The organism is Flavobacterium sp. LS1P28 (assembly GCF_003970335.1).
GTDB lineage: Bacteria > Bacteroidota > Bacteroidia > Flavobacteriales > Flavobacteriaceae > Flavobacterium.
Window position 1 is genome coordinate 288,305 of sequence record NZ_RYDI01000002.1, and the last position, 17,742, is coordinate 306,046.

Consider the following 17,742-nt stretch of genomic DNA (forward strand, 5'->3'; position numbering starts at 1 on the left):
AATATTAATATGCTATTAATGGCCTTTTTTAATCGGATTTTCTGTGAATTTTTCAACTAAAAGCCGTTCTTATTAACACTTTGATTAATTTTGTCTAATGAGGTTTTTTAAACAAATATTCGATTTTTATATTAATAGTAGTATTCACGTGGGTTTATCGTGTTATGCTTTGGTCCGAATGACGCACTATATGTTCCACATTCCAGTAGGTGAACCAGTTGCTAATTTTGTTTTTTTTGGAACTATTGTGGGGTATAATTTTGTGAAATACGATGCTTTGGCTCGATCCAAAAAGATAAAAATGCGCAAGGAACTAAAAGGGATTGCTTTGTTTAGTTTTTGCTCCCTTCTATTTGGAGGCTATTATTTCTTTATGCTGGAACGAGTGACGCAAATTACCGCTATTGTTTTTTTGAGTGTTACCTTGTTGTATACGCTTCCTTTTTTTCCAAATAAAAAAAATGCAAGAAATTGGGCTGGTGTCAAAATTTATATCGTAGCATTGTGTTGGGTGGGTGTCACGCTAGGACTCCCAATTTTAGATGCGGGCATCCCAATAACCATAGATTTCTATCTAAAATGCATACAACGCTTTATCTTGATTTTTGTATTGGTGCTTGTTTTTGAAATCATTGATATGGCACATGACGATCCGCATCTTAAAACCGTACCCCAACAAATAGGAGCAAACCGTACCAAAATATTGGGACTGTTACTTTTGATTCCATTTTATTTATTGGAATTTTTTAAAAGTAATTTAGATAAAGATCAATTGATTGTAAACTTCATTTTAGTACTGATGATTTCATTATTTTTGATTTTTGCCAATGAAAAACGATCAAAATATTATACTTCTTTTTGTGTTGAAAGCATTCCGATAGTTTGGTGGTTGTTACTTTTATTATTTTAAAAAGCACTTAATTGGTGAGTACGTTCACTAATAATAGTGTTAATTTGGTGAATATTATGTTTTAACAAGTAAAGAAAACTTCAGGGAATTTTTGAAATAATTATGGATTTTATTCTTGAAGTATTTCCGTTTTACTGCTTACTTTCAGAAAAAGCTTTCACAACTTTGTTTCTTTCGAGAATAAAATTAATCATGTGATTTTTTAGAAACAAAAAATCAAACAATTCCCCAAAGATACCATATGGTACTTCGTAAAATACTTTATCTTTCATTACCGTAAGCCCGTTTTTTTCGTAAAAAATATGTTCATGTCGGAATGATTTGAATTTTCCTTCTTCCATTTCATCCACAAAATAATCATACTGATTCATTGCTGTGATTCGGCTTTTATGCGTTAGATAAAAACCAAAATGTTTGCCACGCCAAGTTACCGTTTCGTTGTAATTTATTAATCCAGAAGTTACTCCGTCAATGGCCGTTTCATTTGTGGTACTGGCAGATTCTTGGTGAAAGTCGATGTCTCTGGAAATGTCAAAAACAGTTTGTATGGGAGATTTTATTTTGGTCCTAATTTTTATTTTGGTCATTACATTTGTATTTTTCGTTTGTCTTCAATAGTGATTTTTGAGCCAATGGCTAGAAATACAGATGTAGGTTTTAAATCCTTGATAAAAGCAAATTCTTTTCCGTAAACACCTTCAAAATCAATTACTGACTCGTTTTTCGTTACTTCAAATTGTTGCCATCGGGGATGCGTGACTTGGTATTCAAAAGTTTGATTTTCGTTGATTTTGGTATACCCAAAATAATGCTCCGTAATAAACTCAGCTTCGGAATCCGGTGCAATTGCAATGGGATTTTTTTGGGTTGTTACCTGAATCGTATTCCATTTGTTTTTTACTTTCCATTGGTAAATAAATTCTCTGGAGTTTTCATTTACTTTCAAGGTATGTTTCATGGGTAACGTCCGGTAATGCTCATTGTAAAACGTATTAGCTACAAATGAAATGGCAAGTTTAGGGACAATTTCGCTGATAAAAACAGCACCTCTTTTCCATACATTATTTTCAAAACGCTTTACGTAAAAACGAAGATTGACCTCTTCAAAATCAGAATGAAATGGGATTTTTATTCCTAAAACGCGCACGTTTTCAAACAAGAATCCAATAAAACTAACATAACATTTGCCGTTCCATAAATCGATTTCTGTTCCTTTTGGGACATATTTCTCTAGAATTTCCGGATTGACCACATAATTAATCAGGGCTAAATTATTCCACTCGGCTTTTAAGAAACTCATTTTTTTGTTGGTTTTAATTTTTTTAGGTGTGTGAAATGCTATTGAAAAAACCCGAAGCCTGTTACTTCAGGTTTTCAATAAGTTTTTTCTAAACCAATCCTGCTCTTCGTAACAAAGCTTCCGGTTTTGGTTCCTGTCCTCTAAAGCGTTTGTATAAAATCATAGGGTGTTCTGTTCCTCCTTTAGAAAGGACGTTTTCCTTGAATTTAGTTGCCACTTCTTTATTAAAAATACCTTTTTCTTGAAAATATTCAAAAGCATCAGCATCCAAAACTTCGGCCCATTTATAACTGTAATAACCAGACGAATAGCCACCTTGAAAAATATGAGAGAATGAAGTACTCATCGCGTTTTCTTTTGTATCAGGATATAATTGTGTAGCTGCAAATTGCTCGGTTTCAAAAGCTTTGATATCCTTAATAGTAGAAGGATCTTGTGCATGCCAGCCCATATCTAATAACCCAAAACTCAATTGACGCATTGTTGCCTTTCCTTCCTGGAAACTGGCACTTTCCTTAATTTTATGGACTAATTCCATCGGAATCATTTCGCCGGTTTCATAATGATAGGCAAACAACGCCAAGGCCTCCGGTTCGTAACACCAGTTTTCCAGAATCTGACTTGGTAATTCCACGAAATCCCAATATACTGAAGTACCGGACAAACTTGGATATGTCGTGTTGGCCAACATTCCGTGCAAGGCGTGACCAAATTCATGAAATAAAGTTGTTACCTCGTTAAAAGTTAATAAGGATGGTTTTGTTTCGGTAGGTTTCGTGAAATTACAAACAATAGAAATATGAGGTCTTTCGTTAATTTCTTTTTTAACATATTGCGATTTAAAAGAAGTCATCCAAGCTCCGTTTCGTTTGCCTTTTCTTGGAAAGAAATCAGCATAAAACACCGCAACTAATTGACCGTTTTCATCTTTTACTGTGTATGTTTTTACTTCTTCATGGTATTTATCTACTTCGTAAACTTCTTCAAAAGTAATTCCGTATAATTTTTGCGCTACTGCAAAAGCACCGTCTAAAACTTTTTCTAATTGAAAATACGGTTTTAAAATTTCATCATCCAAATTGAATAATTGTTGCTTCAATTTCTCCGAATAATACGCACCATCCCATTTCTGGAGTTGTTCAATTCCGTGTAACTCTTTTGCAAAAGCGGTCAATTGTGCAAATTCTTTCAAGGCTGCCGGTTTGGCTTTTTCTAATAAATCATTCGAGAAGGTTTTTACTTTCTCCGGACTTTCGGCCATGCGCTCTTCCAATACAAAATGAGCATGAGTAGCATAACCTAAAACTTGAGCTCTGTCAAAACGCAATTTGGCAATCTTAAGCACAATTTCCTGATTGTCAAATTCGTTGTTTTGAAAACCTTTGGCACCGAAAGCGATTGCCATTTCCATGCGTAATTCCCGATTGTTGACATAGGTTACAAACGGAACATAACTAGGATAGTCCAATGTGAAAATCCATCCTTCTTTTTCTTGGCTTTTAGCCAATGAACGAGCAGCTTCGATAGTTCCGTCTGGCAAACCGGCTAAATCTGTTTTGTTAGTAATATGCAGTTGATAGGCCTGTGTTTCGGCCAAAATATTTTCGCCAAACTGCAAACTCAATTTCGATAATTCTTTATCAATTTCTCGCAATTGATTCTTTTTATCTTCCGGTAAATTCGCTCCATTTCTGGAAAAGCTTTTGTATTTTTTGTCTAAAAGCGTGGTTTGCTCCGGATTGAGATTCAGTTTTTCTCGTTGCTCATACACTGTTTTTACTCGTGCGAATAAATCCGGATTAAGACGCACATCGTTGCCAAACTCAGAGAGCAGAGGCGAAACTTCCTGAGCGATTTTTTGAATTTCGTCATTGGTTTCGGCTGAATTCAAGTTGAAAAAGATGCTTGAGATTCGGTCCAAAACATCGCCGCTGAACGCTAATGCTTCAATCGTGTTTTCGAAAGTGGGTTTTATCGGATTTTGTACAATCGCATCGATTTCGGCTTTTGCCAATTCGATTCCTTTTTGAAAAGCAGGAAGGAAATCTTCATTTTTAATTTTCGAAAAAGGTGCAGTATTGTACTTTGTATTGAAAGGGTGTGTTAGGATGCTCATTTGTATTTTGTAATAAAAATAATTTGATGTTTAAAGAAATCAAAGGTACGGATTTAATAAAAAAAATGTGTTTGTCCAAGGAATTGATTTGGGCCAAAATAGCGGATTCAAAAGTGTTATTTAAATGTTATTTATTTCATTTGGCAGTAATAAAGCCTTAAATTGTAAAAAATGATTGGTTTTGTAAAAAATGAATCGAAAAAAATATAATAAACTAAAAGAAAAGATGAATTATCAAATTACAATAAATAGAGCGAATACTGTTGATGAGGTTGAAGAATATTGGACAAATGAGGATTATATAAAACTCTTGGGAAAGTTTGATTATCCGGATGCTGCTGATGGGGATGCTGCCAGTTTAAGGGAATTATTGTTTATGGCAATAAGTGATTTCGAACCAAAAGATGCCGCTGCAATACTATTGGAATACAAATTATCAGAAGATTTGAATGAAGGTCAAATTCAGCAAATTTCAAACGATATGCTTTTAGATAAAGTATGTGAAGAATATCCCGAAATTGGATTGCATTCAACATTGTTTCATATCAATCAATTGCTTTTCAAAGCTTACAACGGTACTTTTCCTAATGCAAAAGCGACGATTGTTGAATGCAGTTTGGTCCCGGTCGAAGGTGAAAATGAAAGCGAATTGACTAAAGAAAATATTCTGAAATTATTAAACAACGGTTTATCGGGCAGTAATTTGATCAAAAGATTGTTCGATCTGCCAATGACTGAAAACGTCCCTTTTTCGGAAGCGGAAGATATTTTATGGGATGTTAAGACCACGGATAATGTGAATTATACGATTACAACTTCTGAATACTGGTTAAGCAGAGAGGACATTATTGCATCAGAATTTGAAGGAGTTCTTGAAATTGTTGTTGATGCAGAATAAATTATTTCACTATTTGAATTCATAAAAAAAGCTCCGTAATGGAGCTTTTTTTTATTTTTGGAGGCTTTGGGAAGCGATATTGACGGCTTCTTTCAATCCGGTTTTGTACTTAATTACTTTCTCTAGGACACTTTTGTTGTGACTTCCTATGATTTGAGCGGCAAGAATACCTGCGTTCTTGGCGCCATTTAAGGCTACGGTTGCTACGGGAACGCCACCTGGCATTTGCAGAATGGATAAAACGCTGTCCCAGCCATCGATTGAATTACTGGATTTTATAGGAACGCCAATTACGGGAAGTGGCGACATTGAAGCGACCATTCCGGGTAAATGTGCCGCGCCGCCAGCACCGGCAATAACCACAGAAATACCGCGAGTATGTGCGTTCATGCTAAAATCAAATAATTTTTCAGGCGTTCGGTGTGCCGAAACGATATCGACTTCAATTTCGATTTCAAATGCTTTTAGGATATCTATGGCTTCTTGCATGATCGGCATATCTGAGATGCTTCCCATTATTACGGCTACTTTCATTTTTTTTGTTTAAAGTTTAAGATTTAAAGTCGCAAAATGCCACTGAACACTGATTGCTATATACTGATCACTCTAATCGTATTCTTTACATCCTCAGCAATTCTTCGGGCTTCGTTGATGTCTTCATTTACGATGGTTACGTGTCCCATTTTTCTAAAGGGACGCGTTTGTTTTTTTCCGTAAATATGTGGCGTAACACCATTCCATCCCAGTATTTTTTCGATGTTTTCGTAGACTACATCTCCTGAAAAACCTTCTTCGCCCACTAGATTTACCATGATCCCGGCTACTTTACTGTCTGTATTCCCTAAAGGCAAATCTAGAATGGCACGCAAATGATTTTCAAATTGCGAGGTATAACTGGCTTCAATCGAGTAGTGACCTGAATTGTGCGGGCGTGGAGCCACTTCGTTCACAAGGATTTCATCGTCTTCGGTTTGAAACATTTCTACGGCTAATAATCCCACATGATTGAATTTTTTGGAAACATTCAATGCGATAGCTCTTGCTTTTTCGGCTACTGTATCATCAATTCGAGCTGGGCAAATCACATATTCTACTTGGTTGGCTTCTGGATGAAATTCCATTTCTACTACAGGATAGGTTTTTATTTCACCGGAAGGATTGCGACAAACGATAACAGCCAATTCTTTTTTGAACGGAATCATTTCTTCGGCAATGCATTCTACATTGGCTAAATTATCCAAATCCGAAATGTGTCGAATCACTTTTACGCCATTTCCATCGTAGCCAAATTCCGTACATTTCCACACAAACGGTAGTTTTGTTTTCGAATCTAGAATGTCAACAATAAGACTTTTTAAATTGTCAAATCGTTTGTAATTTGCGGTTGGGATGGCATGTTGAATGTAAAAATCTTTCTGAATTCCTTTGTTTTGAATGAGTTTCAACGTTTTTGGCGAAGGAAATACCTTTAACCCTTCTTCTTCCAGTTTTACCAAAGCTTCCAGATTGACTAATTCGATTTCAAAAGTCAAAATATCTACTTTTTTACCAAAGTTATACACGGTTTCAAAATCCATTAAATCCCCTTTGAAGAATTGGTCACAAGCTATTTTGCAAGGTGCTTCATCACTTGGATCCAAAACATAGGTTTGTATGTCGAACTTTCGGGTGTCAAACAATAGCATTTTGCCCAGTTGTCCGCCACCGAGAATTCCCAATTTAAAATCAGAAGAAAAATAATTCATTGTGTAGTTGTATGTTTAAGCAAAGATACTTTATAATGATGGAATCCGAAAACACAATTTTATTTTCTTCGGAATTTTTATTATAACTTTTGTTGCTTTCAATACATTTTGAGGCCCTTTTATGTGAAATTTACTTAAAATTACAAATTAATTCTCATTTATCAATTCACAAATCCGAATTCTGTATCTTTGCACATTATTTTAAAAACGAAAATAATGATACAACTTCACGACAAACAATTTGTTCCGTTTATTTCTGCTAAAGAAATTGATTTTGCCATTGCTAAAATGGTGGCGCAAATAGAAGATGATTTCGCTGATGAAATACCAGTTTTTGTAGGTGTATTAAACGGAGCTTTTATGGTCGTTTCTGATTTTATGAAACAGTATAAAAAACCATGTGAAGTATCTTTTATAAAAATGGCTTCTTATGAAGGAACTTCTACCACAAATGAGGTAAAACAATTAATCGGATTAAATCAGGATTTGACTGGACGTAGCGTTATCATACTAGAGGATATTGTAGATACCGGAAATACTTTAGTGGAACTCAAAGAATTATTCAAAAAACAAAATGTAAAGCATTTCAAAATAGCGACACTTTTCTTCAAACCAGAGGCATACACAAAAGATATCAAAATAGATTATATTGGGATTCGAATCCCAAATAAATTTATTGTAGGTTTTGGTTTGGATTATGATGGTTTAGGAAGAAATTTATCCGAAGTATATAAACTAAAAGAATAATTACCAACACATTATGACTAACATTGTTTTATTTGGAAAACCAGGAGCAGGAAAAGGAACTCAAGCAGAATTTTTGAAAGACAAGTACAAATTAACGCATATTTCCACGGGCGACGTATTTCGTTTTAATTTAAAAAACGACACAGAATTAGGCAAACAAGCAAGAGTTTATATGGATGCAGGGGATTTAGTACCGGATGAATTGACGACAAAAATGTTGATTGATGAGGTAAATAAACATCCAGACACAAACGGAATTTTATTTGACGGATATCCAAGAACACTATCACAAGCCAAAGATTTAGATGAATTTCTTGTTTCAATTAGTTCGACTGTTGCCGCAACAATTGCACTCGAAGCTGATGACGAAATCCTGGTACAACGATTGTTAGAAAGAGGAAAAACAAGTGGCAGAATTGACGATCAAGACGAAGAAAAGATCAGAAATCGCTACCAGGAATACAACGAAAAAACAGCGCCATTAATGGATTATTATCAGGGACAAGGGAAATTTCATGCAGTAAACGGAATTGGTACCATTGCAGAAATTACCCAAAGAGTAAGTAACGTTATTGATCATTTATAGGAGCAGTTCCAGTGGTACGTTGTAAGTCCTCGAAATTTTTTTTTCTAAGTCCTAAAAAGGAGCTTCCTTAGGTCGCTCTTTTTTGACAAGAAAAAGTTTTTTTTGCGGGCTTTTCACTGTTATCTGGGCCATAAAATTGAGGTTACAAACAACCGATTTCAAAACAAAAAATGGAGGAATCACATTTTAATACACAAACGAATCAACTAAGAAATTGGAAATACTAATAATATTTTTTCTAATACTGCTTAATGGAATTTTTTCCATGTCAGAAATCGCATTGATTTCGGCACGTAAAAATAGATTAGAAACTTCTGCAAAAAAAGGGAATAAAAATGCTCAAATTGCATTGGAATTAGCCAATTCTCCAAACAAATTTTTATCAACCGTACAAATAGGAATTACCTTGATAGGGATTCTAACCGGTATTTATAGTGGGGATAAAATCACATTTGACGTCGAAACTTACATCAATAATTTTGAGATACTCAAACCGTATGCCCATTCTGTTTCTGTTGGGATTGTTGTAGTGGTTTTAACTTTTTTTTCTATGGTTTTAGGGGAATTACTGCCAAAAAGAATTGGTTTAAATCATCCGGAAAGCATTGCAAAAACAGTGGCATTACCCATGAAAATTATTTCGGTAATTATGGCTCCATTCATTTGGATGTTGACGCATTCAACGGAATTTTTGTTGAGTATTTTACAAATAAAACCAACAGCTGACGGCAAAGTTACAGAAGAAGAAATTAGAGCGATTATCAAAGAAGGAACTGAAGGAGGCGAAGTTCAGGAAATAGAGCAAGATATTGTGGAACGCGTTTTTCATATTGGTGATCGGAAAATAAATTCTTTGATGACACATAGAAAATCAGTAGTTTTTCTACCTTTTCATGCAGATAAAGAACAGGTTAGAGAGTTTATGCTTAAAGAGTTGCATTCTATTTATCCTGTTTACGGTGAGAATTATGATGATATTGTAGGGGTTGTTAACCTAAAAAATATTTTTGCCCATTTTGAGAACGAAAATTTCAATTTGGCTGATATTATGACAGAAGCTCCCTTTATGATGGAGCAAACCACGGCGTATGTAGCGTTAGAGAATTTTAAAAAAACCGGAATACATTACGCATTTGTATCTGATGAATATGGTGTTTTTCAGGGTGTTATTACACTGAATGATATTCTGGAAGCGCTGGTTGGTGATGCTTCGGATTTTTATAAAGATGATTTTCAGTTAATTGAAAGAGAAGATGGAACATGGCTGGTTGACGGACATTATTCGTTGCACGATTTCTTGACGTACTTTGAGTTAGATGAGCTAATCAATGATTATGAAGTTACTACGGTGAGTGGATTAATAATGACGGAACTATCTCACATACCCAAACAAGGAGAGAAATTAATTTGGCAAAAATTTGAGTTAGAAGTTATCGATATGGATGGCGTCAAGATTGATAAAGTGATGGTGAAAGCCTTAAAGGGTTAAAATTTGGTTTAAAGTTTAATGTGTAAAGTTAGTGTGCCGCTAATCTTTAATCTTTAAACTATAAACTTTTAAACAAAAAAAAATGACTGAAGGGAATTTTGTAGATTATGTTAAAATATATGTTTCATCCGGAAAAGGAGGAAAAGGATCTACGCACTTGCACAGAGAAAAATTTATTGAAAAAGGAGGCCCTGACGGTGGTGATGGTGGTCGTGGTGGCCATGTATATTTGGTAGGAAATAAAGCACTTTGGACATTGTTTCACCTAAAGTTTGCCAGACATATCAAAGCCGGTAATGGTGGAGATGGAAGTGGAGACAGGAGTACCGGTGCAGATGGTGACGATAAATTTATCGAAGTGCCGCTGGGTACTGTTGTAAAGGATAAAGAAACGGGAGAAATATTATTTGAAATTACTGATGAGGGTGAAAAACAAATTCTTTCTCGCGGTGGGAAAGGTGGTTTAGGTAACTGGCATTTTAGAAGCTCGACAAATCAAACCCCCAGATATTCTCAACCGGGATTGCCTGGAGCAGAGATGGATGTTATTTTAGAATTAAAAGTGCTGGCTGATGTAGGTTTGGTAGGTTTTCCTAATGCAGGAAAATCAACATTATTGTCAGTTTTGACTTCTGCAAAACCAAAAATTGCCGATTATCCGTTTACTACCTTGAAACCAAATCTTGGTATTGTAGCCTACAGAGATTTTCAATCTTTTGTAATTGCAGATATTCCCGGAATTATTGAAGGAGCAGCCGAAGGAAAAGGTCTTGGACATTATTTCTTGCGCCATATTGAACGGAATTCAACTTTATTGTTCTTAGTTCCAGTGGATACTCCGGATATCAAAGCGGAATATGATATTTTGGTAAATGAATTGACAAAATACAATCCCGAAATGCTTGACAAAGAGCGTTTGCTGGTGATTTCTAAATGCGATATGCTTGATGATGAGTTAAAGGCAGAGCTAAAAGTAGAGTTAGACGTTGCTTTCAAAGATGTTCCTTATATGTTTATTTCTTCTGTGGCTCAACAAGGTTTGACAGAATTAAAAGACAAGTTGTGGAAAATGTTGAACGACTAATTTTCATAAATTTCACAAAAAAGGTGTTCTTTTAGAACACCTTTTTTGTTGCCATAATTTAAGAATTAGTTACTGTTGTAGGTGTCAAATAAGAACTGTAATGTGTCAGGGACTGTATTAGCTAGTATATTAGGCGTAGGAGTATCCTTATTAAGCCAGTTTTCTATGATTAAATCAAAATTATCACCTACTTCATAAACTACTGGAACCCCCATTTTTTTTAGTGCTGCAGCATTACACTCCTGCTCATAATGATTTCGTATAGGAATGCTGAGTATTTTTTTTCTAAGATACAATGCTTCTGCGGGTGTTTCAAATCCACCACCGGTTATGACACCATGACAGTTGATTAAGCTTTGATTGAACTGTTTTTGATTTACAGGATAATACGTGATGTTGCCAATGGTATGTTTGAGTTTTACATCATTCAAAAACCAGTGAAAATTAATTTCGGAGCGTTTATTAAACGCTTTTTCTAAACAATCTTTTTGGAAAGACGGTAAATAAACCGTTATGTGTTTTAAGTCTTTTGGTTCGGCTTGTATGATTTCATCTTTAATAATTGGAGGGAGAATGAAAGAATCGTATTTCTCAAAATGCAGTCCAATATACTGTGGAGAAGGAGCATAATGTTTTAGAATTATTTCTCCCATAAGGCTTTTTTTTTCTGGTCTTGGTGTCAATTTTGACGCAAAACTAGCTTGATGTCCAAATTGTACCGAATGTACTTTCTGTAATTTACAAGCAAGAGAAGTAATTGAATCAAAATCATTTATTACAACATCATAATTTTTTAAAGGTAGAGAGCTTGCATCTTTGAACATCTGTATTGGCCTAATGTTTTTTGCAATATTCCAGTAGTTCAAGCCACCACATTTACTGTAGTGTAAGCTGCAACCGTCGCTTTTGTATTTTACTGGTAAATCAATTTTTAGGCTAGCATTATTTCCACTCATGAAGAAGTCTACAGTGCCAAATTTTTGTAAATAAGGATAAAGTTGCATGGCTCTACTGATATGACCGTTGCCAGTGGCTTGAATAGCATAAAATATTTTCATGTTTGTTATTTAGATTGGATTATAACTGATTTCTTTTAAATATGGATTTATTAGGATAAGATGATTTTTCCTCAGGGTTATTAAGATAAAATTTTGGTTACAATGTCATTTATAATTGCATCTTCTTTGTTCTCATGGTCTATATAGTCCGTTTTTTTATACTGGTAAATACTCCATTTTTCTTTTTTGTATTCCAATGCGGTAAGGTTTTCGACCCAATCACCGCTGTTTAAATACATAACCTTTCCATGTTCATTTTGTACTTCCCTCATTTGGGGTTTGTGAATGTGTCCGCAAACTACATAACTGTATTTTTTTTGAATAGCAATTTCGGCGGCTGTAGTTTCAAAATTTGACACAAAAGAGACGGCTTTTTTTACACTGTCCTTAATCATTTTAGAATAGCTTCTTTTTTCTTTTCCCAAAAGCACTAAAACCCAATTGATAAAACTATTTATCAAAATCAATAAATCATAGCCTTTTCCGCCAAGTTTAGCTAAAATTTTAGCATAACCTTTCGTAGAAGAATCGAAAACATCCCCGTGAAAAATCCAGGTTTTTTTTCCATCTAAGTCCAGGATCAATTTATCTGCCAATTCAAAATTCCCTAAAATAAAATCGGAATATTTCCTTAAAGCTTCATCATGATTTCCCGTAATATAAATAACTCGAGTTCCTTGATTCGACATTTTTATGATTTGTCGCAATACATTCATGTGTGAGGCAGGAAAATATCTTTTGCTAAAACTCCACATATCAATAATGTCTCCATTTAAAACCAACATTTTTGGCTGAATCGATTTTAAATATTGTAGTAATTCATTGGCCTGACAACCATATGTTCCTAAGTGTACATCGCTCAATACGACTAAAGGAATTTTTCTCTTTCTTTTCATAATTTGTTTTGACGAAATTAATTACTCTGTGTTATGATAATGTTTCGTATATATTATTATTACACGCTACACATATTGATTTGTTAACTTTTTTAAGATTAAAAAAGCTGTTTAATACTTTAAATTTTCCTTATTTTTGAAGCATGAAACATAGTATACTAGTTTTTTTATTGTTTCCTATTATGATTTGGTCACAATCCAATTTTGAAAAAGCGCAAAAACTCTTCAAAGAGGAAAAGTATGAGCAGGCACAAACAATATTTGAATCAATACTAAAAACGAATCCTTCAGATTTGAAGACGATAGAGTATTTAGGCGATATTGCCGGTTATTATAATTCATGGGAAAAAGCAATTACCTATTATAAAAAGCTAAAAACAGTAAAACCATCAGAAGCCAATTATTATTATAAATATGGTGGTGCGATGGGAATGAGAGCTAAAGAGAGCAGTAAATTTAAGGCGCTTGGGATGATTGCTGAAGTTAAAGCCTCCTTTGAAAAAGCCATCAATCTGAATCCAAAACATATAGAGGCGCGTTGGGCTTTGATTGAAATATACATTCAGTTACCGGGAATTGTTGGCGGGAGTGAAACTAAGGCTATGAAATATTCCGATGAATTATTGCGGTTGTCGCCTGTTGATGGTTATTTGTCCAGAGGACATATTGAGGAATATTTCGAACGATATAAAGGTGCGGAACAGCAGTATAAAAAAGCAATTCTGGCTGGTGGTTCAAAAATAAGTTACCAAAAGCTGGTTAGCTTATATAATGATAAAATGAATGAAACTGAAAAGGCAAAATCTCTTTTAGAATCCTATAATAACAAAAAGGTTCAAAGTAGTTTTTAATTCACTTGAACTGTAAAACTCTAAATTAAAACAATTAATGCGTACACATTTTATAGCTGTCGGAGGTAGCGCCATGCACAATCTGGCTTTAGCATTACACAACAAAGGATATCAAGTTACGGGAAGTGACGACGCCATTTTTGAACCGTCAAAATCTAGATTAGACAAAAAAGGGATTTTACCGCCAGCATTAGGCTGGTTTCCTGAAAAAATAACATCAGCTATTGAAGCTGTAATTCTTGGTATGCATGCCAAAGCAGATAATCCTGAATTATTGAAAGCCCAGGAATTAGGACTCAAAATATATTCGTATCCGGAGTTTTTATACGAACAATCTAAAAATAAAACACGTGTGGTTATTGGTGGTTCTCATGGAAAAACAACTATAACTTCGATGATTTTGCATGTAATGCACTACCATGACATTGCTGTAGATTACATGGTTGGCGCTCAACTGGAAGGATTTGATACAATGGTGCATCTTACGGAAGAGAATGACTTTGTCGTTTTAGAAGGAGATGAATATTTGTCCTCGCCGATAGACAGAAGACCAAAGTTCCATTTATACCAACCGAATATTGCTCTAATTTCAGGGATTGCTTGGGACCATATCAATGTTTTTCCAACTTACGAAAATTACGTGGAGCAGTTCGAAATTTTTATTGGCAAAATTACCAATGGCGGGATTCTCGTGTATAATGAAGATGATACTGAAGTAAAACGTGTTGCAGAAGGGGCTACAAATCCAATCCGAAAATTAGCCTATCATACCCCAAAATATACTGTTAATGAGGGTGTGACACTGCTGGAAACTCCGGAAGGCGACATGCCAATTGAAGTTTTTGGAGCACATAATCTTAATAATTTGGCTGGTGCCAAATGGATTTGCCAGAATATGGGTGTTGATGAAGCTGATTTTTATGAAGCCATTGCCAGTTTCAAAGGTGCATCAAAGCGATTAGAAAAAATTGCGGAGAGTAAAACAAAAGTGGCCTATAAAGATTTTGCACATTCCCCAAGTAAAGTGGCGGCAACGACTAAGGCGGTAAAAGAACAATATCCAAATCGTACCTTAGTGGCCTGTTTAGAACTTCACACTTATAGTAGCTTGAATGCGGAATTCTTGAAAGAATACGAAGGCGCACTTGAATATGCTGATACAGCAGTAGTTTTCTATTCGCCCGATGCCGTAAAAATCAAACAATTGGAGGAAGTAACACACGAGCAAATTGCTACTGCTTTTAACAAAAAAGATTTAATTATTTATACCAATCCAAAAGATTTTGCGGATTATTTGTTTAATTTAAACCTTGAAAATTCGGCTTTGTTGTTGATGAGTTCCGGTAATTACGGCGGATTGAATTTTGATGAAGTAAAGGAATTGGTAAAGTAAATAATGCTATGAAAGATTCTATAAGAATTGCTAAGACTACAAGCGAAAATCCTGATTTTATGGCTCTTATTAGCGCTTTAGATAAAAGTTTATGGGAGCGTTATCCCGAATTAAAAACCGACTATTGGGGTAATAATATTTTGGAATTAAACCCAAATGTTATTGTTGTATATCTAAAAAACGAAGCTGTTGCTTGCGGTTGTTTTAAAAAATATGATAAAAATACAATTGAAATAAAACGTATGTTTGTTTCTCCTGAGGTGCGAGGAATGGGATTGGCTCAAACTATTTTACGAGAATTGGAACTTTGGGCGCAGGATTCTGGATCATCATTTTCTGTTTTGGAAACATTATACAAGCAAAAGGAAGCTATTGCTTTGTATCAAAAAGCGGGATATGTTATTGTTGATAATTATGAGCCTTATGTGGGTTTAGAAAATAGTATTTGCATGCGCAAACAAATTTAAACAACAAGCGAATGGCTGAAAATTCCTTTTTTTCTATTACCAATTGGTCCGAAGACGATAAACCACGTGAAAAACTAATGCTGAAAGGTAAAAGTGTTTTGAGTGATGCGGAACTGATAGCTATTTTGATAGGTTCCGGCAGCAGGAATGAGTCAGCGGTGGATTTGAGTAAACGGATTTTGGCAAGCGTAGATACTAATTTGAATGCCTTAGGAAAATTATCACTGTCTCAGCTCATGCAATTTAAAGGAATAGGAGAGGCAAAGGCCATTTCTATTATTGCTGCTTTAGAATTAGGAAGACGCAGAAGAGGCGAAGAGGTTGTGGAATTGACAAAAATTACTTCCAGCAAAATCATTTTCGAAATCATGCAGCCTATTATTGGGGAATTACCACACGAAGAATTTTGGATTATTTATATGAATAACTCCAATAAGGTACTGTCGAAATCCCAATTGAGTAAAGGCGGAATCACCGGAACATTGGTCGATGTGCGAATCGTTTTCAAAACGGCACTCGAAATCGGAGCTACAGCATTGATCTTGTGTCACAATCATCCTTCCGGAACCTTGATTCCTAGTGATGCTGACAAACAAATTACAAGAAAATTGAAATTGGCAGGTGATAGTTTAGAAATAAAAGTATTAGATCATCTTATTATAACTGAAACCAGTTATTTCAGCTTTGCAGATGAAGGGATATTTTAAAATTACAAAATGAAACAAACACATATAAAGGACGTTTTTTTTGATTTAGATCATACCCTTTGGGATTTTGATAAAAATTCAGAGCTCACTTTTGAGACTATTTTTAACAGAAATCATCCAACGATAGCAACCAAGGAGTTTATTGAAAAATATGTTCCAATTAACCAAGCGTGTTGGGCACTTTATCAATACGATAAGATTACCCATCAGGAATTGCGGTACAATCGATTGAAACACTCGTTTGATGCGTTGAGTTATACTATTTCAGATGAAGAAATAGAGACTATTGCGGATGATTATATTCGGTTTTTGCCGGACAACAATCATCTTTTTGATGGGACAGTGGAACTTTTGGAGTATTTAAAACCTAAATACAATTTGCATATTATAACCAATGGTTTTGCGGAAGTGCAATTTAAAAAATTGAACAATTCAAAAATTGGAAGCTATTTTCAGACCATAACTAATTCAGAAATGGCTGGGGTAAAAAAACCAAATCCCATTATCTTTGATTACGCTTTAGATTTGGCCAAAGCCAAAAAAGAAAAAAGTATCATGATTGGTGATAGTCTAGAAGCGGATGTTCAAGGAGCACTGGATGCTGGACTGCAAGCTATTTTTTTTAATGAAAGTAAAGTTCAGGTAGAACAGCACATCATACAAATTAACCATTTATTAGAACTTAAAAAATATTTATAAAGATGAAAAAATCATTAGTATTCCTGCTGATATTAGTTGTTAGTTATTCCTATTCTCAATCGGTAAACGATTATAAAGCTGTGATTATTCCCGTTAAGTACGATTTCCTCAAAACAGAGAATCAGTATCGACTGACAACAATGTCTAAATTCTATCTAAACAAAGCCGGTTTTGAAGCTTTTTACAGCAAAGAAGCCATTCCAAGTGACTACAGTGACCGTTGCAGTTTGTTGTATATGGATGTTGTTAAAGAAAATGCTTTTTTGATGACTAAGTTATTTGTGACACTTAAGGATTGTTACGGGAAAATAATTTTCCAATCTGCAGTGGGGAAAAGCAAGGAGAAACAATATGAAACTGCGTATGGCGAAGCGCTTAACAAAGCTTTTGAATCCGTTAATGAGTTGCAATATAAATATAACGGTACTATAAATACAACTATGGAGCCAGAAGTTACCAAGCCCTTGGCCGCTCCGGTGGTGTTGGCTCAAAAAGTAGTCAGCGACTCAGTATCTGATGAAAAAGAAATGGATTTGCTTTATGCTCAGCCTACGGCAACCGGTTTCCAGTTGATTGATAGTTCTCCAAAAGTTGTTATGAAAGTTTTTAAAACCTCTAGTGCCGAATCTTTTATCGCTTTCAAAGGAGATATTAAAGGTGTTTTAATTGCTAAGAACAACCAATGGTTTTTTGAGTATTATGAAAACAACAAATTATATTCTGAAAAAATAGCGGTAAAGTTTTAGTGCAATTATAAATTAATTATTTTTCTAAAAGGGATGTACTGCGGTGTATC

The 17,742-nt window shown here is 34.8% G+C and carries 19 protein-coding genes; 12 read left to right on the forward strand and 7 right to left on the reverse strand.

Annotation, left to right across the window (positions count from 1 at the left end; all coding sequences use genetic code 11):
- Positions 1 to 190 precede the first annotated feature (190 nt).
- Positions 191 to 910, forward strand: coding sequence for a hypothetical protein (locus tag EKL97_RS03220; RefSeq protein WP_317125227.1), 720 nt, complete (start codon positions 191 to 193; stop codon positions 908 to 910).
- A 131-nt stretch (positions 911 to 1,041) separates the two neighbouring features.
- On the opposite strand, the gene EKL97_RS03225 is transcribed toward EKL97_RS03220, so the two are convergent.
- From EKL97_RS03225 to EKL97_RS03235, 3 genes are all read right to left on the reverse strand, one after another.
- Positions 1,042 to 1,497, reverse strand: coding sequence for an SRPBCC family protein (locus tag EKL97_RS03225; protein ID WP_126568094.1), 456 nt, complete (start codon positions 1,495 to 1,497; stop codon positions 1,042 to 1,044).
- Positions 1,497 to 2,210, reverse strand: a complete 714-nt coding sequence (locus EKL97_RS03230) for a YqjF family protein (RefSeq protein ID WP_126568096.1) — start codon at positions 2,208 to 2,210, stop codon at positions 1,497 to 1,499. Before EKL97_RS03230 ends, EKL97_RS03225 begins: the two co-directional genes overlap by 1 nt.
- 88 nt (positions 2,211 to 2,298) lie before the next feature.
- Complete coding sequence (locus tag EKL97_RS03235) at positions 2,299 to 4,326, reverse strand: M3 family metallopeptidase (RefSeq protein ID WP_126568097.1); 2,028 nt, start codon at positions 4,324 to 4,326, stop codon at positions 2,299 to 2,301.
- A gap of 190 nt (positions 4,327 to 4,516) precedes the next feature.
- Here EKL97_RS03235 and EKL97_RS03240 point away from each other — a divergent pair, with 190 nt between their 5' ends.
- Positions 4,517 to 5,224 (forward strand): hypothetical protein, encoded by a 708-nt coding sequence (locus EKL97_RS03240; RefSeq protein WP_231507387.1) that lies wholly within the window; start codon positions 4,517 to 4,519, stop codon positions 5,222 to 5,224.
- A 51-nt stretch (positions 5,225 to 5,275) separates the two neighbouring features.
- Here EKL97_RS03240 and purE read toward each other — a convergent pair whose 3' ends face one another.
- Together purE and EKL97_RS03250 are read right to left on the reverse strand one after the other, a co-directional pair.
- Positions 5,276 to 5,758 carry a 5-(carboxyamino)imidazole ribonucleotide mutase gene (gene purE, locus EKL97_RS03245; protein WP_126458759.1) on the reverse strand — a complete coding sequence of 161 codons (483 nt, stop codon included), beginning with the start codon at positions 5,756 to 5,758 and terminating at the stop codon, positions 5,276 to 5,278.
- 56 nt (positions 5,759 to 5,814) lie between these two features.
- The gene (locus tag EKL97_RS03250) at positions 5,815 to 6,969 is read right to left on the reverse strand and encodes a 5-(carboxyamino)imidazole ribonucleotide synthase (protein WP_126568099.1); all 1,155 of its coding nucleotides are present in this window, start codon (positions 6,967 to 6,969) and stop codon (positions 5,815 to 5,817) included.
- A 216-nt stretch (positions 6,970 to 7,185) separates the two neighbouring features.
- Between EKL97_RS03250 and hpt the strand changes: the two genes are divergently transcribed.
- The 4 genes from hpt to obgE all read left to right on the forward strand — a co-directional run bounded on the left by hpt (position 7,186) and on the right by obgE (position 10,875).
- Complete coding sequence (gene hpt, locus EKL97_RS03255; RefSeq protein WP_126458767.1) at positions 7,186 to 7,716, forward strand: hypoxanthine phosphoribosyltransferase; 531 nt, start codon at positions 7,186 to 7,188, stop codon at positions 7,714 to 7,716.
- 13 nt (positions 7,717 to 7,729) lie between these two features.
- Entirely contained in the window at positions 7,730 to 8,302 is a 573-nt protein-coding gene (locus tag EKL97_RS03260) for an adenylate kinase (RefSeq protein ID WP_126568101.1), read from the forward strand.
- Between the two features lie 214 nt (positions 8,303 to 8,516).
- Positions 8,517 to 9,791 carry a hemolysin family protein gene (locus EKL97_RS03265; RefSeq protein WP_126568102.1) on the forward strand — a complete coding sequence of 425 codons (1,275 nt, stop codon included), beginning with the start codon at positions 8,517 to 8,519 and terminating at the stop codon, positions 9,789 to 9,791.
- Positions 9,792 to 9,873: 82 nt separating this feature from the next.
- Positions 9,874 to 10,875: a GTPase ObgE gene (obgE, locus tag EKL97_RS03270; RefSeq protein WP_126451789.1), complete on the forward strand. Its 1,002-nt coding sequence runs from the start codon at positions 9,874 to 9,876 to the stop codon at positions 10,873 to 10,875.
- A 65-nt stretch (positions 10,876 to 10,940) separates the two neighbouring features.
- On the opposite strand, the gene EKL97_RS03275 is transcribed toward obgE, so the two are convergent.
- Positions 10,941 to 11,933: a glycosyltransferase family protein gene (locus EKL97_RS03275; RefSeq protein WP_126458778.1), complete on the reverse strand. Its 993-nt coding sequence runs from the start codon at positions 11,931 to 11,933 to the stop codon at positions 10,941 to 10,943.
- A gap of 80 nt (positions 11,934 to 12,013) precedes the next feature.
- Entirely contained in the window at positions 12,014 to 12,829 is an 816-nt protein-coding gene (locus EKL97_RS03280; RefSeq protein WP_126458781.1) for a UDP-2,3-diacylglucosamine diphosphatase, read from the reverse strand.
- 143 nt (positions 12,830 to 12,972) lie between these two features.
- Between EKL97_RS03280 and EKL97_RS03285 the strand changes: the two genes are divergently transcribed.
- Genes EKL97_RS03285 through EKL97_RS03310 form a run of 6 tightly spaced genes read left to right on the forward strand, consistent with a single transcriptional unit; the run spans position 12,973 to position 17,692 of the window.
- Positions 12,973 to 13,680 carry a tetratricopeptide repeat protein gene (locus tag EKL97_RS03285; protein ID WP_126458787.1) on the forward strand — a complete coding sequence of 236 codons (708 nt, stop codon included), beginning with the start codon at positions 12,973 to 12,975 and terminating at the stop codon, positions 13,678 to 13,680.
- Positions 13,681 to 13,717: 37 nt separating this feature from the next.
- Positions 13,718 to 15,073, forward strand: a complete 1,356-nt coding sequence (locus EKL97_RS03290; protein ID WP_126568104.1) for a UDP-N-acetylmuramate--L-alanine ligase — start codon at positions 13,718 to 13,720, stop codon at positions 15,071 to 15,073.
- An 8-nt stretch (positions 15,074 to 15,081) separates the two neighbouring features.
- The gene (locus EKL97_RS03295) at positions 15,082 to 15,540 is read left to right on the forward strand and encodes a GNAT family N-acetyltransferase (protein WP_126458793.1); all 459 of its coding nucleotides are present in this window, start codon (positions 15,082 to 15,084) and stop codon (positions 15,538 to 15,540) included.
- A gap of 11 nt (positions 15,541 to 15,551) precedes the next feature.
- Entirely contained in the window at positions 15,552 to 16,247 is a 696-nt protein-coding gene (gene radC / locus EKL97_RS03300; RefSeq protein WP_126568105.1) for a RadC family protein, read from the forward strand.
- A gap of 9 nt (positions 16,248 to 16,256) precedes the next feature.
- Positions 16,257 to 16,946, forward strand: coding sequence for a YjjG family noncanonical pyrimidine nucleotidase (locus tag EKL97_RS03305; protein WP_126458796.1), 690 nt, complete (start codon positions 16,257 to 16,259; stop codon positions 16,944 to 16,946).
- Positions 16,947 to 16,948: 2 nt separating this feature from the next.
- The gene (locus EKL97_RS03310) at positions 16,949 to 17,692 is read left to right on the forward strand and encodes a hypothetical protein (protein ID WP_126568107.1); all 744 of its coding nucleotides are present in this window, start codon (positions 16,949 to 16,951) and stop codon (positions 17,690 to 17,692) included.
- Positions 17,693 to 17,742: the final 50 nt, after the last annotated feature.